This is a genomic window from Cohaesibacter marisflavi (assembly GCF_900115225.1).
Classification (GTDB): Bacteria; Pseudomonadota; Alphaproteobacteria; order Rhizobiales; family Cohaesibacteraceae; genus Cohaesibacter; species Cohaesibacter marisflavi.
Genome location: NZ_FOVR01000024.1, coordinates 14,619 through 33,702, shown reverse-complemented (window position 1 = coordinate 33,702; position 19,084 = coordinate 14,619). Strand labels below are relative to the sequence as shown.

17 protein-coding genes and 3 pseudogenes are annotated in these 19,084 nt (G+C 49.4%); 15 read left to right on the top strand and 5 right to left on the bottom strand.

All coding sequences use genetic code 11. The annotated features are described in order from the left end of the window. Positions 1-181: 181 nt before the first annotated feature. The 6 genes from BM258_RS23355 to traI all read left to right on the top strand — a co-directional run bounded on the left by BM258_RS23355 (position 182) and on the right by traI (position 7,307). Positions 182-1,879, top strand: coding sequence for a hypothetical protein (locus tag BM258_RS23355; RefSeq protein ID WP_139229375.1), 1,698 nt, complete (start codon positions 182-184; stop codon positions 1,877-1,879). Positions 1,880-1,951: 72 nt separating this feature from the next. After that, on the top strand, positions 1,952-2,911 hold the full coding sequence (locus BM258_RS23350; RefSeq protein WP_090075653.1) for a CpaF/VirB11 family protein: 960 nt from the start codon (positions 1,952-1,954) through the stop codon (positions 2,909-2,911). 9 nt (positions 2,912-2,920) lie between these two features. After that, positions 2,921-4,711: a type IV secretory system conjugative DNA transfer family protein gene (locus BM258_RS23345; protein ID WP_090075651.1), complete on the top strand. Its 1,791-nt coding sequence runs from the start codon at positions 2,921-2,923 to the stop codon at positions 4,709-4,711. A gap of 33 nt (positions 4,712-4,744) precedes the next feature. Then, a complete protein-coding gene (locus BM258_RS23340) occupies positions 4,745-5,905 on the top strand; it encodes a DUF5710 domain-containing protein (protein WP_090075650.1) in 1,161 nt (386 codons plus the stop codon). Next, the gene (locus tag BM258_RS23335; protein ID WP_090075649.1) at positions 5,902-6,246 is read left to right on the top strand and encodes a plasmid mobilization protein; all 345 of its coding nucleotides are present in this window, start codon (positions 5,902-5,904) and stop codon (positions 6,244-6,246) included. Before BM258_RS23340 ends, BM258_RS23335 begins: the two co-directional genes overlap by 4 nt. After that, positions 6,243-7,307, top strand: a complete 1,065-nt coding sequence (gene traI / locus BM258_RS23330; protein ID WP_090075648.1) for a TraI/MobA(P) family conjugative relaxase — start codon at positions 6,243-6,245, stop codon at positions 7,305-7,307. Before BM258_RS23335 ends, traI begins: the two co-directional genes overlap by 4 nt. Before the next feature lie 88 nt (positions 7,308-7,395). Here the strand turns inward: traI and BM258_RS23325 are convergent, their stop codons facing one another. Beyond that, a complete protein-coding gene (locus tag BM258_RS23325; protein ID WP_090075647.1) occupies positions 7,396-7,725 on the bottom strand; it encodes a type II toxin-antitoxin system HicB family antitoxin in 330 nt (109 codons plus the stop codon). 431 nt (positions 7,726-8,156) lie between these two features. Beyond that, positions 8,157-8,696, bottom strand: a complete 540-nt coding sequence (locus tag BM258_RS23315) for a GNAT family N-acetyltransferase (RefSeq protein ID WP_090075645.1) — start codon at positions 8,694-8,696, stop codon at positions 8,157-8,159. A gap of 276 nt (positions 8,697-8,972) precedes the next feature. Between BM258_RS23315 and BM258_RS23310 the strand changes: the two genes are divergently transcribed. The 3 genes from BM258_RS23310 (at position 8,973) to BM258_RS23300 (ending at position 10,875) form a co-directional block, all read left to right on the top strand. After that, positions 8,973-9,731 carry a hypothetical protein gene (locus BM258_RS23310; protein ID WP_090075644.1) on the top strand — a complete coding sequence of 253 codons (759 nt, stop codon included), beginning with the start codon at positions 8,973-8,975 and terminating at the stop codon, positions 9,729-9,731. Positions 9,732-10,049: 318 nt separating this feature from the next. Then, entirely contained in the window at positions 10,050-10,319 is a 270-nt protein-coding gene (locus BM258_RS23305; protein ID WP_244544818.1) for a hypothetical protein, read from the top strand. Continuing rightward, entirely contained in the window at positions 10,312-10,875 is a 564-nt protein-coding gene (locus tag BM258_RS23300; RefSeq protein ID WP_090075642.1) for a hypothetical protein, read from the top strand. Before BM258_RS23305 ends, BM258_RS23300 begins: the two co-directional genes overlap by 8 nt. Before the next feature lie 147 nt (positions 10,876-11,022). On the opposite strand, the gene BM258_RS23295 is transcribed toward BM258_RS23300, so the two are convergent. Both BM258_RS23295 and BM258_RS23290 read right to left on the bottom strand, forming a co-directional pair. After that, a complete protein-coding gene (locus tag BM258_RS23295) occupies positions 11,023-12,120 on the bottom strand; it encodes a type I restriction-modification system subunit M (RefSeq protein WP_244544817.1) in 1,098 nt (365 codons plus the stop codon). Between the two features lie 100 nt (positions 12,121-12,220). Then, positions 12,221-12,427, bottom strand: a pseudogene (locus BM258_RS23290) (IS6 family transposase); the annotation flags it as partial. A gap of 85 nt (positions 12,428-12,512) precedes the next feature. Here BM258_RS23290 and BM258_RS23285 point away from each other — a divergent pair. From BM258_RS23285 to BM258_RS23260, 6 genes and pseudogenes are all read left to right on the top strand, one after another. Beyond that, complete coding sequence (locus BM258_RS23285; protein ID WP_090075640.1) at positions 12,513-13,265, top strand: IS6 family transposase; 753 nt, start codon at positions 12,513-12,515, stop codon at positions 13,263-13,265. A 56-nt stretch (positions 13,266-13,321) separates the two neighbouring features. After that, a pseudogene (locus BM258_RS23280) lies at positions 13,322-13,498 on the top strand (ATP-binding protein); the annotation flags it as partial. A gap of 370 nt (positions 13,499-13,868) precedes the next feature. Next, positions 13,869-14,963 carry an ABC transporter ATP-binding protein gene (locus tag BM258_RS23275; RefSeq protein WP_090075639.1) on the top strand — a complete coding sequence of 365 codons (1,095 nt, stop codon included), beginning with the start codon at positions 13,869-13,871 and terminating at the stop codon, positions 14,961-14,963. Between the two features lie 65 nt (positions 14,964-15,028). Then, positions 15,029-16,288, top strand: a complete 1,260-nt coding sequence (locus BM258_RS23270) for an ABC transporter substrate-binding protein (protein ID WP_090075638.1) — start codon at positions 15,029-15,031, stop codon at positions 16,286-16,288. A 60-nt stretch (positions 16,289-16,348) separates the two neighbouring features. Further along, positions 16,349-17,467 (top strand): carbohydrate ABC transporter permease, encoded by a 1,119-nt coding sequence (locus tag BM258_RS23265; RefSeq protein ID WP_090075637.1) that lies wholly within the window; start codon positions 16,349-16,351, stop codon positions 17,465-17,467. An 89-nt stretch (positions 17,468-17,556) separates the two neighbouring features. Next, complete coding sequence (locus BM258_RS23260) at positions 17,557-18,291, top strand: carbohydrate ABC transporter permease (protein ID WP_210186866.1); 735 nt, start codon at positions 17,557-17,559, stop codon at positions 18,289-18,291. Positions 18,292-18,698: 407 nt separating this feature from the next. Here BM258_RS23260 and glnA read toward each other — a convergent pair. Next, positions 18,699-19,084: pseudogene (gene glnA, locus BM258_RS23255) on the bottom strand (glutamine synthetase); the annotation flags it as partial.

Genomic DNA, 19,084 nt, shown 5'->3' with positions numbered 1-19,084 from the left:
TGCTCTCCTCTTCGGACTTCAAAAAGTTAACGAAGCATGAAGACGAGGCCGTTTCCGGCACAAACAAGGCCTGCATAAAACTTTGCGACGAGCCCCATTGGAGCCTTACAAGCTTGTTGCTGATAGCTACAGCTGCACGATGAAGCATGACTTTTCAAAGGGCGTTTCATCGGAAATGGTGATGTATGCTTATGAAGGTGAGGATGGCAATTACTATCAGGTGACGCCTTGCACGGAAACCGGCAATAAATATCAGCATTCCAAGGTTTTCTATGAAGGGGGTATTCGCCTTTGTCCGGTTCTCGTCGATAAGGCCGCAGGGACCGCTACCGAGCAGTATCGCACACAGATCATGGTCGATGGAAAGCCGCAATATATCAGCGCCTGTGTGCCTGATGCCGCAAATTCCACCACCACGATCGAAGAGACGACCAACGGCTGTGACGATCCGGGTAACTGGACCCATGATTTGAGTGCCGGTGTCTCATACAGTCAATCCCGTTTTTACTATGATACCAAGCTTGGCCGCGAATATGTCACTGGCTGCATGAGCAATAGCACGACCTATCCGCACGATGTGACCGTTACCGGCTGGAAGAACAATGATGACGAGCTTTATGCTCAGCAGCTTGTTTCAATTTCCATCAATGTGAATGGAACCGAATATCCGATCGCTTCCAACTATTTGATGGATGGGACCGCCCAGATTTCCTATGCCTATAACGGGTTTGAGGATACCGAAGACCCCAAGCGGGCATATTATGAAACCTGCAATCTTTTCTATCCAAGCGATCGAAGTGACGTTTACACCCGCCCTGATGGCACCAAATATTCAGTTCCTGTTGGTGATGGAGCTGCCAAAGATCAGGGTGATAAGTGCGCTCGGATGTTTGATGGTTGGAAGAATAATGATGAGGAGCTTTATGCTCAAAAGCTTATCTCAATCACTCTGAATGTCGACGGGGTCGAAAAGCAGATTGAGTCTGCTTATCTGGCGGATGGAGCTGAAAAGATCCCATACACCCATGATGGTATCGAGGAAGTGGAAGATTCTTCACGGGCCTACTATGATGTCTGCAATCTTCTTTATCCGAGCAATAAAAGTGACATCTACACCCGACCTGACGGCACCATATATGCAATTCCTATCGGTGATGGAGAAGTCGTAGACAAGGGCGATAAGTGTGTTCGGATGTTTGATGGTTGGAAGAACAATGACGAGGAGCTTTATGCTCAAAAGCTTATCTCAATCACTCTGAATGCCGACGGGGTCGAAAAGCAGATTGAGTCTGCCTATCTGGCGGATGGAGCTGAAAAGATCCCATACACCCACGATGGTATCGAGGAAGTGGAAGATTCTTCACGGGCCTACTATGACGGCTGCAATCTTCTTTATCCGAGCAATAAAAGGGACATCTACACCCGACCTGACGGTACCGAATATGCAATTCCTCTCGGTGATGGAGCAGTCGTAGACAAGGGTGACAAATGTGTACGAACGGTCGAGACTGCTGAAGTTTACGTTAAGGACGTAATCACGTCTCAGAAAGTGCGTACCGATACCCCTCTAAGAGGTGTTCATGTGGTGGACTCTACGGGACAGGATATTGCTATTGGTACCTTAGCGGTTATTGAGACTAATCTGCCGACCCGGATCTCTTCTACTGGTTCGCCACATTGCCCTCCGGTTCGATACAATACCACCTATGTCGATATGACTGTAACCCTTGAGCATTACAAGGCGGTTCTGACGAGGCATCGTATTCAATATCCTGATGGCACTTCAGACTACACCAGCGAAGAGCGTGGCAGGCCATATGTCGCTGATGTTGATCATAGGCAGACACAAGGTGTTTGTCGCCCCAATCGGAATGATTGACCTCTTAGCTAGTACGGCGCGTTCATGCGCCGTACCTCTCTTCTGACAATTGACTATTTTTGGGGGGCACCTATGTCCGATCTGCTGCTTCAACGGCTGCTCAAACCCCTTTCCCGCCACTATGACAATCCCGAAGTGGTTGAGTTGCGATCAAAGAAAGTTGGCGAAATCATCCTTGAAATGAGAAGTGAGGGTGAACGTTATAAACGGGTGGCCGAGCCCGAGCTAACCCGAAAGCGGATTATAGAAATCTGCATGGGATTGGCACATGTTTCCGGGATTGAATATAATCCCGATACCGCGCCCAAACTCTCGGCACGTCTTCCCGGAAATCATCGGTTTGAATGTCTGATTGGCAACTCCGTTGCCTCTGATATGTCCTTGGCTATTCGCTTGAAACACCCTTACGACGTGTCTCTGGAAATGATGGGCCTTGATAGTCACCATATTGCCTATCTCGCGAATGCACTTAGAAACCAATGGAACATAGCTATATCCGGATCAACAAATACCGGTAAGACAACGCTGCTGAACAAGTTCCTGTCTTTCTTGCCTGATGACCGGCGCGTGGTCAGCGCTGAAGATACCCTGGAGCTGGAAACTGACCGCTTTTACAACGGGGTTTCCCTGATTGCTGCGCGTGATAAGGCAGCCGGTGCTGGTTTCATGGACTGGCAACAGCTCTTTGACCATCAAATGCGTATCTCGCCGGACAATCTCATCTTCGGGGAAATATCAACCCAGAATGCATTTGCTGCTTTGAACGTGCTCAACACGGGCGCGCGCGGCTGGCTCTGTACGGTTCACGCCGAAAGCGCCGCTCTGGTGCCTTCAAGGTTTCAGGAGAACATCAATGCATCCGGACAGATCCTTCCTGATGCTGCTGGCTTCATGTCCCGATTGATTGATCTGGTGGTCCATATTCGCCGCACCAATGATGGCCGTCGCTTTGTCTCTGAAATCTACGAGATGAAGAATGACCGCTATATTCTGCGACGCTTGACGCCTGATGGCGAAAACCTTGCAGCGTGAGGAGATATCATGGGTCCGATCATTCGTGTCATTGGTTTTGTCCTCCTTGTCGTCACCATCATTGGAAGCTGGCGCTATTCCTTTGGCTTTGACTTTGCCAATCCTCAGTGGTGGTTATGGCTGCTTGACCAGTTCAAGCATCCTCTAGTGAAAGTGCCGAACGAAATTCTCTATCCGGTTTATTATGGACTGGGGGTATTTGCTGTCGTGATGGGCATATCTGCATGGGCAGACAGACGCGCCAGCTCGTCTCTTATTAGCAGTGATCGCAATACCAAGGATCTGCATGGGTCCGCGAAATGGGCGACGGCAAAAGATGTCAAACGTTCCGGCCTGATGTCCGATCAGGGTGTTGTTGTCGGAGGATGGCCCAAGCGAGGATCGGTCAGGGCGCTTCGCCATGACGGTCCGGAACATGTTTTCTGCTTTGCACCGACCCGATCTGGTAAAGGTGTGGGGCTTGTCATCCCAACCCTTCTTTCATGGCCGGAATCCGCTCTTGTTCTTGATATCAAGGGAGAAAACTATGCCTTGTCTGCGGGCTGGCGGGCCGCGCAAGGCCAGAGGGTCTTTCGGTTTGATCCGGCTGCTGTTTCAGGATCAGCCAAATACAACCCTCTTGAAGAAGTGCGCATTGGCACCGACTACGAGATTGCCGACTGCCAGAATATCGCAATCATGATCATTGACCCTGATGGAGCCGGGCTTAAGGACTTCTGGCAGGAAGAGGGTTATGCATGGCTTTCAACCGCAATTCTCCATGTTTTGTATCGCATCAAGATCCAGGAAAGGCGCTCCGCCACACTGGCCGATGTCCGTCAGTTCATGTCTATCGGTGATGATGAGAGTATTGGACAGACGGTTGGTGAATTGGCCGCAAAGCCATCAAATGCTGAAGAGGATGATAGCTTCGACCGGTTGTTGCGCGATATGGAAGCCTTTGATCATGAAGGGCGCAAGATCGTCAATGATGAGGTCCGCATTGGTGCCGCACGGATGCGCAAGCGCTCATCGAACGAACGCTCTGGCGTTCACTCAACCGGAACGTCCCAGCTCGCCCTTTATTCCGATCCCATTGTCTCGAACAATATCTCAGCCTCGGATTTCAGGATTGCGGATCTGATGAATGCGGAGAAACCAACGACCCTCTACATCGTCATTCCGCCCTCGGATATTGCCCGGCTGCGCCCGTTGGTGCGGATTTTGCTCAACCAGTTTCTAACCCGCCTCACATCGCACATGGCTTTTGAAGAGGGACGATCTATCAAGCATTACAAGCACCGGATGCTCTTGATGCTTGATGAGTTCACCTCTGTTGGCAAGTTGGAGATCTTTGAGAAATCTATTGCCTTCATGGGCGGTTATGGCCTTAAGGCCTTCATTATCGTGCAGGATTTGACCCAGTTGCAAAAGGCCTATGGTCGGGAGCAATCCATCGTGTCGAACTGCCATGTTCGCATTGCCTATGCTCCGAATACCTTGGAAACCGCACGGCTTCTATCCGACATGGCAGGAAAGACGACCATTATCCAGAAACGCACGTCAGCCAGTTGGCGTACCGACAAACTGGGAGCCTCCCATTCGGAAAGCCTTGCTGAGATTTCCCGCCCATTGCTGACATCGGATGAATGTATGGCGCTGCCAGGTCTACAGAAGAAGGCAAATGGCTCCATTTCGAAAGCCGGCGATATGCTGATTTTCCAAGCTGGCTATTCGCCGATCTATGGTCGTCAGCTTCTGTATTTTCAAGACAAGGATCTACTTGCGCGAGCCCAAATGGTTCCTCCCAAAGCCGCGTAGACCTTGCCTTTTTCAATTTGAAAGATTTTCGAAATGCCAAACGAACGAACTTACCTTGCAGTTCCCTATGCCGAGCGAAAAGCTGCTGACAAAGCAGGGGCAATCTTCGATAATTCAAGGAAGCTTTGGTATGCCCCTTCAGAAAAACTATCTGATGCCTTGCAACAATGGTTGCCGAACAATACGCGCAGCACGCAGGATCTACGTGCTCAGTTTGCCAGCTTTTTGCGCAGTCATGATGTTGACCTTAGAGGTGAACCAGAGATGGACGGCTCGTGGCACCGTGTGACCATCAATGGCGAGCGAAAAAGCAATGCCTCCTATCGCGGCTTTGATGATGGCGGTGTTCCCAATGGGCAATTAAAGCTCTTCAAGGGAGATGAAACCCTGCAATGGCGTGGGGAGGCCGTTGAAATGAGCCGGGAGCAGCGCGAAGCTGTCATGGCTCAGGCCGAGCATAATCGGGAAAAGAAAGCAGAAGATCTCGCGAAAGAGCGGGATGCTGCTGCAAAAAACGCCTTTGGGATCTGGAAGAATGCCCCCCACTGGGCAACTCAGAAGAGGTGCGACTATCTCAAGCGCAAAGGCGTTGACGGATATGGTGTCAAAGCACTTGACGATGGCCGCTTGCTTATTCCGCTTCGTGACACAAACGGGCGTCTGCATAACGTTCAGTTCGTTGGGAAAGACAAGTTCTTCCTTGAGAACGGTCGCAAGGAAGGGCTGTTCCATGTGATTGATCCCAAGCGTCAGCTTGAAAGTGACGTTGCCAAAGCGTTGTTCATTGCGGAAGGCTATGCAACGGCGGCCTCGGTTCACAAAGCAACCGGCCTTCCTACGCTTGTCGCCTTTGATGGTGGCAATCTGGTCAAGGTCGCCAAGGAAATTCGGGAAAAATATCCCGATCTTCAGATCTGTATAGCAGCTGATAATGACCACCAGTTACCACTGCGAGGCCTTCCCAATGTTGGCCTCGAAAAGGGTCGGGAAGCGGCAAAGGCGGTCAATGGTAAGTTGATCGCTCCTCCTTTGACCCGCAAAGAAAAGGCCAAAGGCCTTACAGACTGGAACGACATTCATGCAGAGCGGGGCCTTAAAGGACTGGAAGAGGCGCTGCGGCAGGTTTTTTTGTCTCTCTCTCGAAACCGTAGCCAAGATAAGAATCTAGGGCGAACTAGGGAGATGGCTCGATGAGAAACTTGCCCGAGAAGGAGCCGCGAAAATTCATAAAGGTCTTTGCTACCCGAGACGAGAAAGAAAAGATTGCAGCCTTGGCGAAAAAAGCCAATGTTTCGCAATCCAAGCTACTCCTAACTGTTTTCATGAGGGGCAGGCTACCGGATACGTCGGCTAAAGAGCTAACTCGAGAATTGGTGAAGCTGCGGGCCGATTTAGCGCGGTTGGGCAATTTACAGCTCAAGGGAATGAATGAGATCCAGAACGGCCTTCTTGTTGCCGAAATGCAGGAAATTTTCAAAGAGACCCGCCAACTTACAGAACAGATAGAACGCAAGATACGGTTGGTTGGAAAATGATTGCAAAACGGACGGCCCTGAAAAATACCCGTGGCGCTAGCAGACTCATTCGCTATATCGCCGATGCAAAAGAGAAGGGCGAAAAGCTCGAAAGCTTTTGGATGTCAAATTGTGATGCAGGCACAGAGCTGGAGGATATCGATTTTGCAATTATCGAAATTAATGCCACCCAGGGCATGAACCATACCAGCAAGGCAGATCCCAATTATCACCTTGTCGTCTCTTTTGCTGAAGGTGAAAAGCCGGACATTGATGTTCTCAAAGATATCGAGAAGGAATTTGCCGATGCTCTCGGGTTCTCTGACCATCAGCGGGTAGTTGGTACGCACAAGAATACCGACAATTTCCATATGCATATCATGTTCAACAAAGTGCATCCGGAAACCTTCAAAATGCATACCCCTTATCGCGATTTTAAAATCTTGCAGGAAACCTGCATGGTTCTAGAGAAGAGGTATGGTCTCAGGCCGGAAAAGGGCCGTGAAGAAAAGAAAGAGCGGACCAACACCAAAGCGCAGGATATGGAGGGGTTCACTTGGGAAAAATCCTTCTCCTCCTTCCTCAGGGAGAACAAGGATCTTCTCAAGATCCTGCGCGATGCGTCTTCTTCCTGGGCAGAGTTCCACGAAAAGCTCGACGTGCTTGGTGTGGTCATCAAGAAGCGCGGAAATGGTCTTGTTTTTGTCGATCAAGGAACAGGTGTACATGACAAGGCAAGCAATGTGGACCGGTCCTTCTCGAAAGCGGAACTTGAAAAGCGCTTTGGCTCCTATGTCGCCATCGACAATAGCCGGATCGGCCTGAACACCGATAAGGATCGGACTTACAAAAGGGAACCGCTCGATCCATCCCTGAAAAAGCATCGTGCTTGGAAGAGATTCAGGAAACAAAAAAAGCATCGTCGATGGAGGAAGTTTCTGGAATCCTTTGCAGGGGAAAATGCCGAGGTTCACGAGGCACTAGCCATCCAGCAAGCCTATCTTTCTATCTTCTTTGGTGGCAAGGCGCCGAAGACCAAAGAGCGGGTTCAACGCCCGAAAAGCAAGGGGCGCTCGCGATAAAGCAGGAAGCCCTAATGCTTTTACCCGAGTGCGGAAAAGGCGGGAATCCCTCGCCTTTTTGTTTTCCTTCTTTGAAGGCAAATAAGTGTTAAGCAACAGTCAACTTGGCCGAGACCAAGCGGTTAATGCTAACTCCTTGCTCTGCCGCCTGAATGGCAAGGGCTCGATGCTGAGCTGGTGGTATACGAACCTGAAACTTACCACTGAATCTGCGCTCAGCAATTGGCTCGGGGACCTGTTCTCCATTGGCCTGCATATCTTCAATAATCTCGCCAACAAGATCTATCATACCTTTAAGCGCTGCAGTTTGTTTTGGGGCCAAATATGACAAGCTTGGGAACTCGGCGCAAAGAGCCACATACTCTTCATCGTCGTCAGACCATGTAACGCGATAGGTGTAGTGTTTATGGTCAACCATCGTCCTTTCCCTCCAATCTTCTAATCGCTGTTAGCACCTGTTTCACTTGGTAAGGCTTCGCCTTTCCGCCTTTGCCTTTTTGAATGTTCACCCGCGGATCACCCAACCAAGGTGTTTTGTATACATGATGACTCGTTCCCTGATTGCGGGGCGCGCCAAAATAGTGCTCGCACGCAGCTGCCAAATCTGAGAACCGCACATTTTGTGGCGAGTTCTCCATTTCCTTGAGGGTTTTGTCTATCTGTTTCACATGCCCAATATAGTATCATTAATGGTACTATTCAAGAGAAAGTTGGATGGGGCATGGTCGTGCCAAGGCGTTACTCCATTCCGGGCATTCGTGCGAACTGCAGCATATTCACGAACCTGCTGTCAGGTTGGCGGACAAAGCCGGTATTAGACGAGGATCTTTGCAGGCGATGAACTCGTCTTCACCAGATGGCCGGATCATTCAGCGCGCTGACGCAAGTGCATTTGCCTTTGAGAGGGAGCAATGGCTTATCCGTTAGCGACTGGCCGACCCATCCCACCGGAACACTAAGTGGTAAGGGCGACGCGGCAGTGTCTTCGTCGAGCGGCAGGAACCCTACCTTGCCATAGAAAGTTGGGTCACCGTAGGTGATCGCCACCGCGACGCCGTCATCACGCAACACAGCCAATGCATGGTTTAGGAGAGCTTGCCCAACCCCTTCCCCTTGCCTGTTGGTCGCAACGGCCATCGGAGAAAGTATATACACAGAACGGGCATCGTCTGCATAGAGCAACCGAGTGAAGATGGCCCCGCCGACTATCTCCCCATCATCGATTGCAGTGAAAACATAAATATCATGTGGTTGCGTGCTGCCCAACAGGTTGCTCACAAGAGTTCCGATCAAGTCCCCCTCGTCGGCTCCCTCAGATGCGGTGAACGTTGCAGAAAACAGATTGACAATTTGCTCATTCGCACCGTCTGCATTGACAGAAAAATCCATCCAATTTCCTTTTCCAATTAGTTTCCTCTGCCCTCCAGCATGTCGTGCACGTCTTTCAGGTGTCAAGTATGTGGTGCTGATTACGGTTTCTTTGGACTCATAACGGTCTGGTGCAGCGCACTATCAATCGGAAAAATCCTACAGGCTCAGTTTTGCAATCTTATCCTTCGATCGACGATCAGCAGCAAGTCGACGTGCTGCAGCACCCCCATACATCCGGCTATTCTCCGCGGTTGAACAACCGAAGGAGATATGCATTTACACCATGCAAACATCATGGAACTGCAACTCGGTATGTGGCAGTATCTTGGTATGATCAAATTCAGCACCCTTTCTGATGACCATCCCGATCTCGCGCATTCTCCTCTGCTGCGGGGCGCTCTCCTGACTCTGCAATATGCCCAGACGAATGGATCAATCGGTCTAACCCAAACCAAAGCCTTCAAGCGGGTTTTCGTGCATTGGGCCGTCCAGAATTTCGATTGGCCAGGGAAAAGCGCAGAAGAGATGTTCCGCTATAACAAGGTAATCAATGAATATGAGTTTCCCCCGCTCGAGATTATCCATTTCCTGCTCATTTCCCTGCGTCTGGGACGCCACTTCAAGGGTGAGTTTCGACCGACCAAGCGGGGCATAAAGCTGGCGCAATCTCCTGGCCATCTGTTTGCCGAGTTGATCCCATACTTTGTGCTTCAGATGGATCACTCTTCTTATGCACGCTTTGAAAACCGTCCCTTCGGGAAGTGGGAGGTCTGGATGAATGTGATTAACGTCGAAGCCGATCAAGGCACGACCGAGGCTGCCTTGTTCGAAATCTTCTACGGTGAGCCGCAAGATTGGCACACTGCAGGGTGGAGAGAGATGGCTGTGTTTTCAGCCTGTGTACTTCGTCCGCTCGAATGGGCTGGGTTGCTGGTGGAGACACGTGAAGAAGGAGGCAGCAAGCAAATATGTCATGTATTCAAAACCCCGCTCTGGCGCAGCGCGATCAACCTTGATACCGACAACATGCTGCGGCCAATATCCGTTCAATGAGAGATGCTTTTTCGGCTACCAAGATGTGGCGCTTTTAGCGTTTGCGGCCCCAAGCGGTCGAGTGCGATGCGTAATGATGAAAGCCGCTCATCTAGGCTTGCGTTTTGCATTCGCGGCCCTATTCAGACTTTCGCCAGTTAGCTATGTTCGAGAAACACTTTCTCATTCCTGCCATTTGAATCAAGTGCAACATTTTCAACGAACAGATGACAGGAGAGCATCAAAAATGCGGAGCTGAGGATCAAGCACGATTTGCAGTTACATTTTAGCGACAAATTAACTTGTCGATTGACAATTTAATTTTCTGGAGTATATTTGGTGCCGAGGAAAAAGCACACGTCGAAGGAAATCGAGGCCGTCATCCAAGAGCTCGAAAAGTTGGGATGGGCCATGATCGAAGGCAAAGGACATGCATGGGGGATTCTCCGCTGCCCTACTAATGATAAGGAATGCCGCTGCGGTGAGTATTGCCAGATGTCAGTCTGGTCGACACCGAAGAATCCGCAGCAGTTTGCGAAAAAGATCCGACAGAAGGCTCTGGCCTGTGTGAATCTTGAAAAGAAGGACGAAGGAAAAACCGATGGCTGAGGAATTCGAATTCGAGTTGGTCTTTGCCCTCCCCGAAGGTGAGCACGATGCGTTTGCGCTGTCCGATGCTGTGTTCGAAGCGGGCTTTGAGGATGCTCTCGTAGGTACCGGTCATGCCGGCGTGCTTGGGGTCGAACTGGAAACCGAAGGGGATGATGCTGAGAGCGCAATCCTTGAAGCGGCTCGGACGCTGATCAGAGCGCTTCCGGCAGGCACGATCCTACGCGAGGTCCGTCCTGACCTAGTGAGTCTCGTGGATGTTGCGGAGAAACTTGAGGTGAAGCGTCAAGCGCTCCAACAGCGTAAGATGCCCCCTCCCGTCGCAGGCGGCCTTTACCGGATTGATGAGGTGATGGAGGTATTGATCGAGGCATCAAAACCGAAGATGGGTCAGCGTCGCCCGCGCTTCAACTTAGCTTCGGCCTTAAAGTGGTTTCGGGCAGGCCCTGCTGCTCGCAGAGTGAACGCTCAGCTGACGATGCGTGAAATCGACCCTGTCACGATCGAGCGAACAAATCCACTTGAGCGCGATAAAGCTGCGCTCCTTCATATATGAGACAGGTTTCCTCACTAGTAATCGCGGCCCATTCCGGACAGCCGTGAACCAACAGATACTGCATTGCAACATCTCATTAGCAGACAATCAAGCAAAGGTAGTAGGTGCGGTGCACAGCGTAAATTCTATGCCGATATCTCCGCCCCCTTACGGCAAATCGGGCAATCTGAGTTGCCGAAGAAATACATTGTGGGCCGCTTTCGCCGTCGAAATTTTTTCCTCCAGATCTTTTAACCGTTGATTGGTCTGAGCCAGGTCAATTTCTTTCTCGGCTTCAGCTAAGCTGACATACCTTGCAATATTGAGATTGAAACCTTTTTCTTCAATCTCAACCATATCAACCCGTCGAGAGAAGCGATCCTCTTCTTTTCGGAACTGATATGTTTCGATTATGTCGCGAATATGCTTAGGCTCTAGTTTGTTTTGGCGCTTGCCCTTCTTGAAACGATCCGCTCCAGCGGCATTGATGAACAAGACGTCATCAAATTTCTTGCACTTCTTCAACACCAGAATGCAGACGGGGATACCTGTAGAGAAGAACAAGTTCGAGGGCAAACCAATAACGGCGTCAATATGGCCGTTCTTTAGGAGCTTTGTTCTGATCCTTTCCTCGGCACCGCCTCTGAACAACACACCATGCGGCAAGATGATTGCCATAGTGCCTTCTTCTTTCAGATAGTGAAAACCATGTAAGAGGAAAGCAAAGTCGGCGGCAGATTTTGGTGCAAGACCATAGTTCTTGAAGCGAGCATCTTCACCAAGAGCCTCCGCAGGATTCCAACGATAGCTAAAGGGTGGATTTGCAACCGCCGCATCGAAGCGTGGCATCTTAGCGGGATTTGCCTCCCTCAGCATGTCCCCGTCATTGGTCAGGGTGTCGCCATGGAAAATCTCAAACTCGGTATCCTTGACCCCATGAAGCAGCATGTTCATCCGGGCCAGGTTGTAGGTCGTGATGTTACGTTCTTGGCCATAGATCTTGCCGATACCGCGTGGCCCGAGCTGGTTACGCACGTTCAGCAACAGAGAACCGGAGCCACAGGCGAAATCGAACACGCTGTCGATGTGATCCTTCTTGCCAAGTGCGGGGTCTTGACTATCCAGGGTAACGATCTCTGAAAGGATGCTGGAGACCTGCTGAGGAGTATAGAACTCGCCCGCCTTCTTGCCCGACCCAGCTGCAAATTCGCCGATCAGGTACTCGTATGCATCGCCAAGCGTGTCGTTGTCGGTTGAGAACCCCACAAGCCCCTTCGCGATCTCTTTGATAATGCTGCACAGCTTACTGTTGGGCTCTGTTGCAAAAACTCTGAGGAGCAGTCGAGAGGCTCAGTCCGGCTGCCACTTAGGCCATAGAGCTCGATGCTCTTTTCTCGAGCAGAGTGATAGCCTCTGCTATAGCTCCCGGACCAACACCAAAGGCCCGCTCGACAATCCGAGCTTCTCCAAGGATGTCATTTGAGAGATTGAAATGATTGGCCTGCCCCTTTCTCAAGGCGCGCATAACCTCAAATCCCTTGATGGTCGCATACGCTGTTTTCATCGTTTTGAACGGCCCTGTCGCAAACTTTTGTCGTTAACCAGGATTTGAGATTTGTGCGGTGAGAAGGTGCTCCGATTTATTGAAGGAGCGTCGTATGATTCTCAATGCCATTGCCGAAAAGCTGAAACGAAAATCGAAAGATGACTTCAAAGGCAGACAATTTGAGGCGTGGCTGATCATTCAGGCGGTATCTTGGTATCTGCGTTACCCGTTGAGCTATCGGGATCTCGAAGAAATGTTCCTTGAGCGCGGCTTTGAAGTTGACCATAGCACAATCAACCGATGGGTTCTGACCTACGCTCCCTTGATCGAGAAACGGTTGCGTCGGTTTCGCAAACCCCATTGCGGGTCTATTCGGGTGGATGAAACTTACATCAAGGTGCGGGGGAAGTGGAAATATCTGTACCGAGCCATAGATAAGCACGGCAATCCCGTGGATTTTCTGCTCACCGCCAATAGAGATCTTGATGCAGCAAAGCGTTTCTTCAACAAAATGCTCAAGGATGAGCCGCTCCTGTCGCCGGGCAAGATCGGCACTGACGGTGCCAACACATTCCCGTCAACGATCAAACAATCGGTCGACAAAGGCCACCTGCGGCCGGACCCAGTCCATTATGTTACCAAGCATCTGCAGCAGCGTATTGAGAGTGATCATTTCAGGGTAAAGAAGAATATGCCCAGGATTGGTGGTTTCCGATCCTTCCATGCTGCGAGACGAACCATCGCTGGTTTCGAAGCCATGCTGTGGCTTAAGAAGGGCTTCGACTTCGCGGAGACATGGACCGTTCGCGAACAGAATGATCTCATTGCTCTCCTCTTTGGACTTCAAAAAGTTAACGAAGCATGAAAATGACGCTGATCACAGCACAAACAGGGCCTGATTGAAACTTTGCGACGCGCCCCTCGACGCTCATCACCAGCCAACTCCCCATCAGCACATGGCATGATGTCATTGGTGAGCCGACCTTCGCTGATGCCATCCTCGACAGGTTCGTTCACAACGCCTATCGCATCGAACTAGAGGGCCAATCCTTCCGAAAAACTCACGCCAATATGGGTGACGAAACCGGCCAAAACTGATAACAAAAATCAACCGCCTCACGGCAATGCATCAGAGCCGCGCGGATAGCCCGGAATGGGTGCGCGGATGTTGTTGGAATGACTGCGCGGATACGTCGGAATCCGCAGCGCCCATTAGGTCCGTGGTTGGCAGGCACCTGGCATCTTGCCCAAGTGCACTAGAAGCCGTTCAGAGACTGGTTAGATGATTAAGAAGTTGAGTATTGTTTGGTCTTACCAAATGTTCCTTAGACTACCATTGACTAGCTGCCCCGGTAGGATCAGTATGAACCTATAGGTTGAGTACAATTCGGTTTGTACTAGCAGAGCTAGGCATTCGTTAGAAATTAGGCTGCGTAAATTGTATCAAATCAAATGAAGGTTGGCTGCCATGGCAAGAGTCGAGCTGGAAAAGGTATTTAAACGCTACGGCAGTTTTGAAACAGTTCACGGTATAGATCTTGCCATTAAGGACAACGAGTTTGTTGTCCTGGTCGGCCCTTCCGGATGCGGTAAATCGACCATTCTGAGAATGATTGCCGGGCTCGAAGAAATTTCAGATGGAACAATGCGTATTGGTGATCGGGTCGTAAATGATATAGATCCCAAATCGCGGAATGTTGCGATGGTATTCCAGAATTACGCTTTGTACCCTCATAAAAACGTATTCGACAATATGGGCTTCAGTCTGAAAATGGCAGGGCTAAGCCGTAATGAGATCAAAGAGAAAGTGGAACAGGCCGCCAAGGTTCTGGAATTAACGCCATATCTTGATCGAAAGCCGGCTGCGCTTTCAGGTGGTCAACGACAGCGCGTGGCCATGGGACGCGCAATCGTTCGAGACCCCGATGTGTTCCTGTTTGATGAACCATTATCAAATCTTGATGCGCAGCTACGTACACAAATGCGCATGGAGCTGAAAAAGCTCCATATCAAAATGAAGACAACCACCATCTATGTCACGCATGATCAAGTTGAAGCGATGACCTTGGCAGACAGAATTGTCGTTATCAAGGATGGCACAATTCATCAGGTTGGAACGCCAATTGAGGTTTTTGAAAAACCCAAAACCGTATTTGTTGCAAAATTTATCGGAAATCCCCCGACCAATATCATGGCAGGGCAGGTCGCCGAACAGGGCGGAGCCAAAGGCATTCTCTGTGAGAACGGAATGTTCCTGCCGTTTCCTCATGAAACAGCACTGGAGATCGGGAGAAAAGTACTGGCAGGGATCAGACCGGACGCCATTGCCGCAGAAGAAGCCGTAAATAAATTTTCCCCTGCCTGGCAATATGATGTGCAGGTCTTGTTTTCAGAAATTGTTGGAGGGCAATCGCTTCTGGAATTTGACATCAATGGTACTTCGATGGTTGCCGAACTGGATGGCAGACATAAAGTCGATCCAGGTACGACACTGAAACTGGGGTTTGATCTGGACCGGTTGTTTGTTTTCGATCCAGAGACAAATTTGGCATTGGATTGGTGATGCCATGATTGAAATGACCTCAAAGGTCATTTCAGATCGAATATGACTCTATCTGGGAGGATAAGATGAAAAAGCTAACTCTATTACTTACAAGTGCTTTAGCAGCTTTAGGCTTGACATTGGGTGCAAGCGCTTATGCAGCAGATCAGAAAAATGAACTGGAAATTTTTTCTTGGTGGGCAGGAGATGAAGGGCCTGCGCTGGAAGCGCTGATCAAGCTGTATAATGAGAAATATCCTGATACTAAACTCATCAACGCCACTGTAACCGGTGGGTCGGGGGTCAATGCAAAGGCTGTTCTCAAAACCAGAATGCTGGGTGGAGAACCACCAGATTCTTTTCAGGTTCATGCCGGACAGGAACTGATCGGAACATGGGTCAAATCAGATCGGATGGAAGATTTGACTCCGTTGTTTGACGAACAGGGTTGGAAAGACATCTTCCCAGAAGGTCTGGTCAGCTTGATTGGTACCGACAAGGGCATCTGGTCTGTACCCGTCAATATCCATCGGTCAAACGATATTTGGTTTATCCCGAAAAATCTGGAAAAATGGGGTATTGAGGCACCGAAGACCTGGGACGAGTTCCTTGCTGTTGCACCAAAACTGAAAGAACAGGGTGTAGTTCCTCTTTCCATGGGTCAAAATTGGACAGCCAATCACCTATGGGAATCTGTCGCGTTGGCTTCATTGGGCGCAGAAAAGTGGGAAAGCCTTTGGTCTGGCGATCTGAAGTTCAATAGTCCCGAAGGTGTAGCAGCCTGGGATCTCTTTGGAAAAATCCTGCAATATACCAATGATGATTTTTCTTCCCTCTCGTGGCAGCAGGCAACCGATATGGTCGTAGATGGCCGTGCTGCATTTAACATTATGGGTGACTGGGCTGCAGGCTATCTGAATACAACCAAGAAACTGGAACCGAATACCGGTTTCGGTTGGCTGCCATCACCGGGAACAAGCGGTAATTTCATATTCCTTGCAGACAGTTTTGGACTTCCAAAGGGCGCCGTCCATCGGGAGAATGCTCTGAACTGGTTGGCATTGCTTGGCTCGAAAGAAGGCTCTGATGCGTTTAACCCACTAAAGGGATCCATTTCACCGCGCAAGGATAGTGATCTGTCTAAATATAACAAATACGCTGAGTCAGCTGCTGCTGATTTTGCCAGAGACACAATCGTTGGCTCTTTGGCACACGGCGTTGTTGCGAATGAAGGCTTCATGAATGATTTTGCTTCAGTCATGGAAACATTCCTGAAAACACGCGACTCCAAGGTTGCTGCTGAGTTGGCGCAACAAATTGCGACCAAAAATAAAATTGGCCAATAATTGAATAAAAAGTTCTGCGTGCCGAAGGGTACGCAGAACCCAATGTCAGGCGTGCGAAAAATGCGAACAGTATCAAAAGACAGAATATTGGCTGGCGTCACTTTACTGCCATCGATCTTGTTGGTTGGCATTTTTGTCTATGGATTTATAGGAAATACCTTTTGGACCTCCCTGACCGATTGGGGCGGAGTTGGCGCATTATCCGAAAATCCGGAGAAAAATTATGTCGGCTTTTACAATTACAAGGATTTGTTTGTCGGGTTTCTGAGTTCAGGCTTCAGGCAGGATTTGGTCAATGCCATATTCTATTCGGTATTCCTGCTCATCGGAGCCATAGGCGTTGGCCTGTTCATTGCGATCTTGCTGGATAACAAGCCCAAAGCCGAAGGTTTTTTTCGCACTGTTTTCTTATATCCAATGTCGTTGAGTTTCATTGTTACCGGTACAATCTGGCGCTGGCTGTTGGCGCCAAGTGGCGGGGTCAATGTGCTCCCAACCTATGTCGGAGCCGAGCCGTTCAATTTCAGATGGCTCTCCAGTACACAGTCAATCCTTCAGTTTGACTGGCAAAACATTTTGTCATTCGCATTTAATGTTATCAGTATTGTACTTATTGTGATCGGTTTGTGGCTACTGGGAAAGCGAAGCAAACATGCGGCAAAATGGCTGGTCGCTGGTATTGTCATCGGGATTCTGGTTTATCTATTTGGCGATATGTTGCCAAAAGCGCTGATTATGGAAGAAAAGCACGGATTCAATCTGGCGACGACCGGTATTATTCTGGCTACAATCTGGCAGTATTCCGGATATACAATGGCGCTTTATCTCGCCGGTTTTACAGGTATTTCTCAGGATCTGCGTGATGCAGCGATGTTGGATGGTGCAAGTACCTTCAACTATTATCGGCATATTGCCATTCCACTGATCCAGCCGATTACGATCTCGGCTATCATTATTCTAAGTCATATTTCATTGAAGATGTTCGATCTGATCTTCGCCATGACTGGGCCTGATAATGGTCAAACCGGCCATCCGGCCCTGAATATGTATTTGACCACATTCAGAGCCAATGATTTTGCTCGAGGGGCCGCAATTGCAATGCTTCTATTTTTCCTTGCTGCCCTGTTTATCATTCCATATCTGATAAGCAGCTATCGCAATAAGGACGAAAGAGCATGAAAAAGAAAACGGTCAAACCGTCTCGAGTAGCCCTGTATGTGGTTCTATTGCTTCTGGTTGTGGTCTATTTGCTGCCTGCATATCTGACATTGATCACAGCTCTGAAAGATCCATCGGAAATCAGTTTGCCCCATTCATGGGATTTCCCTGCAGTATTAAACTGGAAAAGCTTCAGTGAAGCTTTCGCCTTGTTGAAACCGAACATAATCAATTCCTTTATCCTGACGATTTGCGCAACAGCGATTTCAATCGCTCTGGGGAGCATCAACGGCTACGTATTCTCAAAATGGAAATTCAAGGGTAGCGAGTTGATATTCACGCTATTGCTATTCGGGATGTTCATTCCTTATCAGGTCATTCTTATCCCGCTGTTTCAGACATTGAGAGCAATGAACCTCTATGGCGGTTTGCCGGGGCTGATATTGGCGCATGTTGTCTATGGCCTGCCGATCACCTCTCTCATTTTCCGAAATTTCTACATGCAGATACCTGACTCATTGGTCGAATCCGCGACCTTGGACGGTGCTGGCTTTTTCTCTATCTACACTCAGGTTATCTTCCCACTTTCCATTCCCGGATTTGTCGTTACGTCCATCTGGCAATCGACACAGATTTGGAATGAGTTCCTGTGGGGAATCACATTGACGAGACACTCGGCAAATCCGATCACAGTCGGTCTTGCCCAGTTGGCAGGCGGACAGGCCGTCAGCTGGAATTTGCCGATGGCAGGTTCAATCTTGGCGGCTCTTCCCGTCTTGTTCATTTATATCGTAATGGGGCGATATTTCATAAGAGGGCTTCTTGCTGGTTCAGTTAAAGGGTAATCCTAGCAACTGTGTTTATCTACAGTGTTGCGTCTACCAAGAGAAACCTGTTCTGATGATTGCATCGGAAATGATAAACCGTGTGCAGGTGCTGAGGGGAAGAAGCCTCTTGAATGACTAGTTCTGCCTTTATCACCGGAATCATGCACCCTCTGCGAAAAGGCCGCTATCCTCCGAGACTGTCAGTAACGCGTTCAGACGCCATGAAATAGTAACACTGAAGTTAACGTCCGAATGGCCCGCTTAAGCGTGAAGGTGAAATCAGTCACACACCCTCATCGTTGCAACTAAAATTGACAATAGTTGGGGTGTAAATATAAATACTAAAATGGAACGAAATAAACAATACAAAAAGAGAGCAAACATCTGTCAGCCCTCTTAAACAGTTATACTATAAGAATGCCAAGTTAGCAGCTGTAGTACATTTCGAATTCAACTGGGTGCGGTGTGTGTTCGAACAGTTGGACTTCCTCTTCCTTGAGTTCGATGTAGCCTTCGATTTGACTTTTGGTGAAAACGTCGCCAGCAAGCAGGAACTCGTGGTCAGCTTTCAGGCAATCGATGGCTTCACGCAGGGAACCACAAACCGTTGGAATGCCTTCGAGTTCTTCAGCAGGCAGATCGTAGAGGTTCTTGTCCATTGCATCGCCCGGATGGATCTTGTTCCTGATGCCGTCAAGGCCAGCCATCAGCAGAGCAGAGAAGCAGAGGTACGGATTAGCGGACGGATCCGGGAAGCGAGCTTCAACGCGTTTTGCCTTTGGAGATTCGGTCCAAGGAATACGGATGCAGC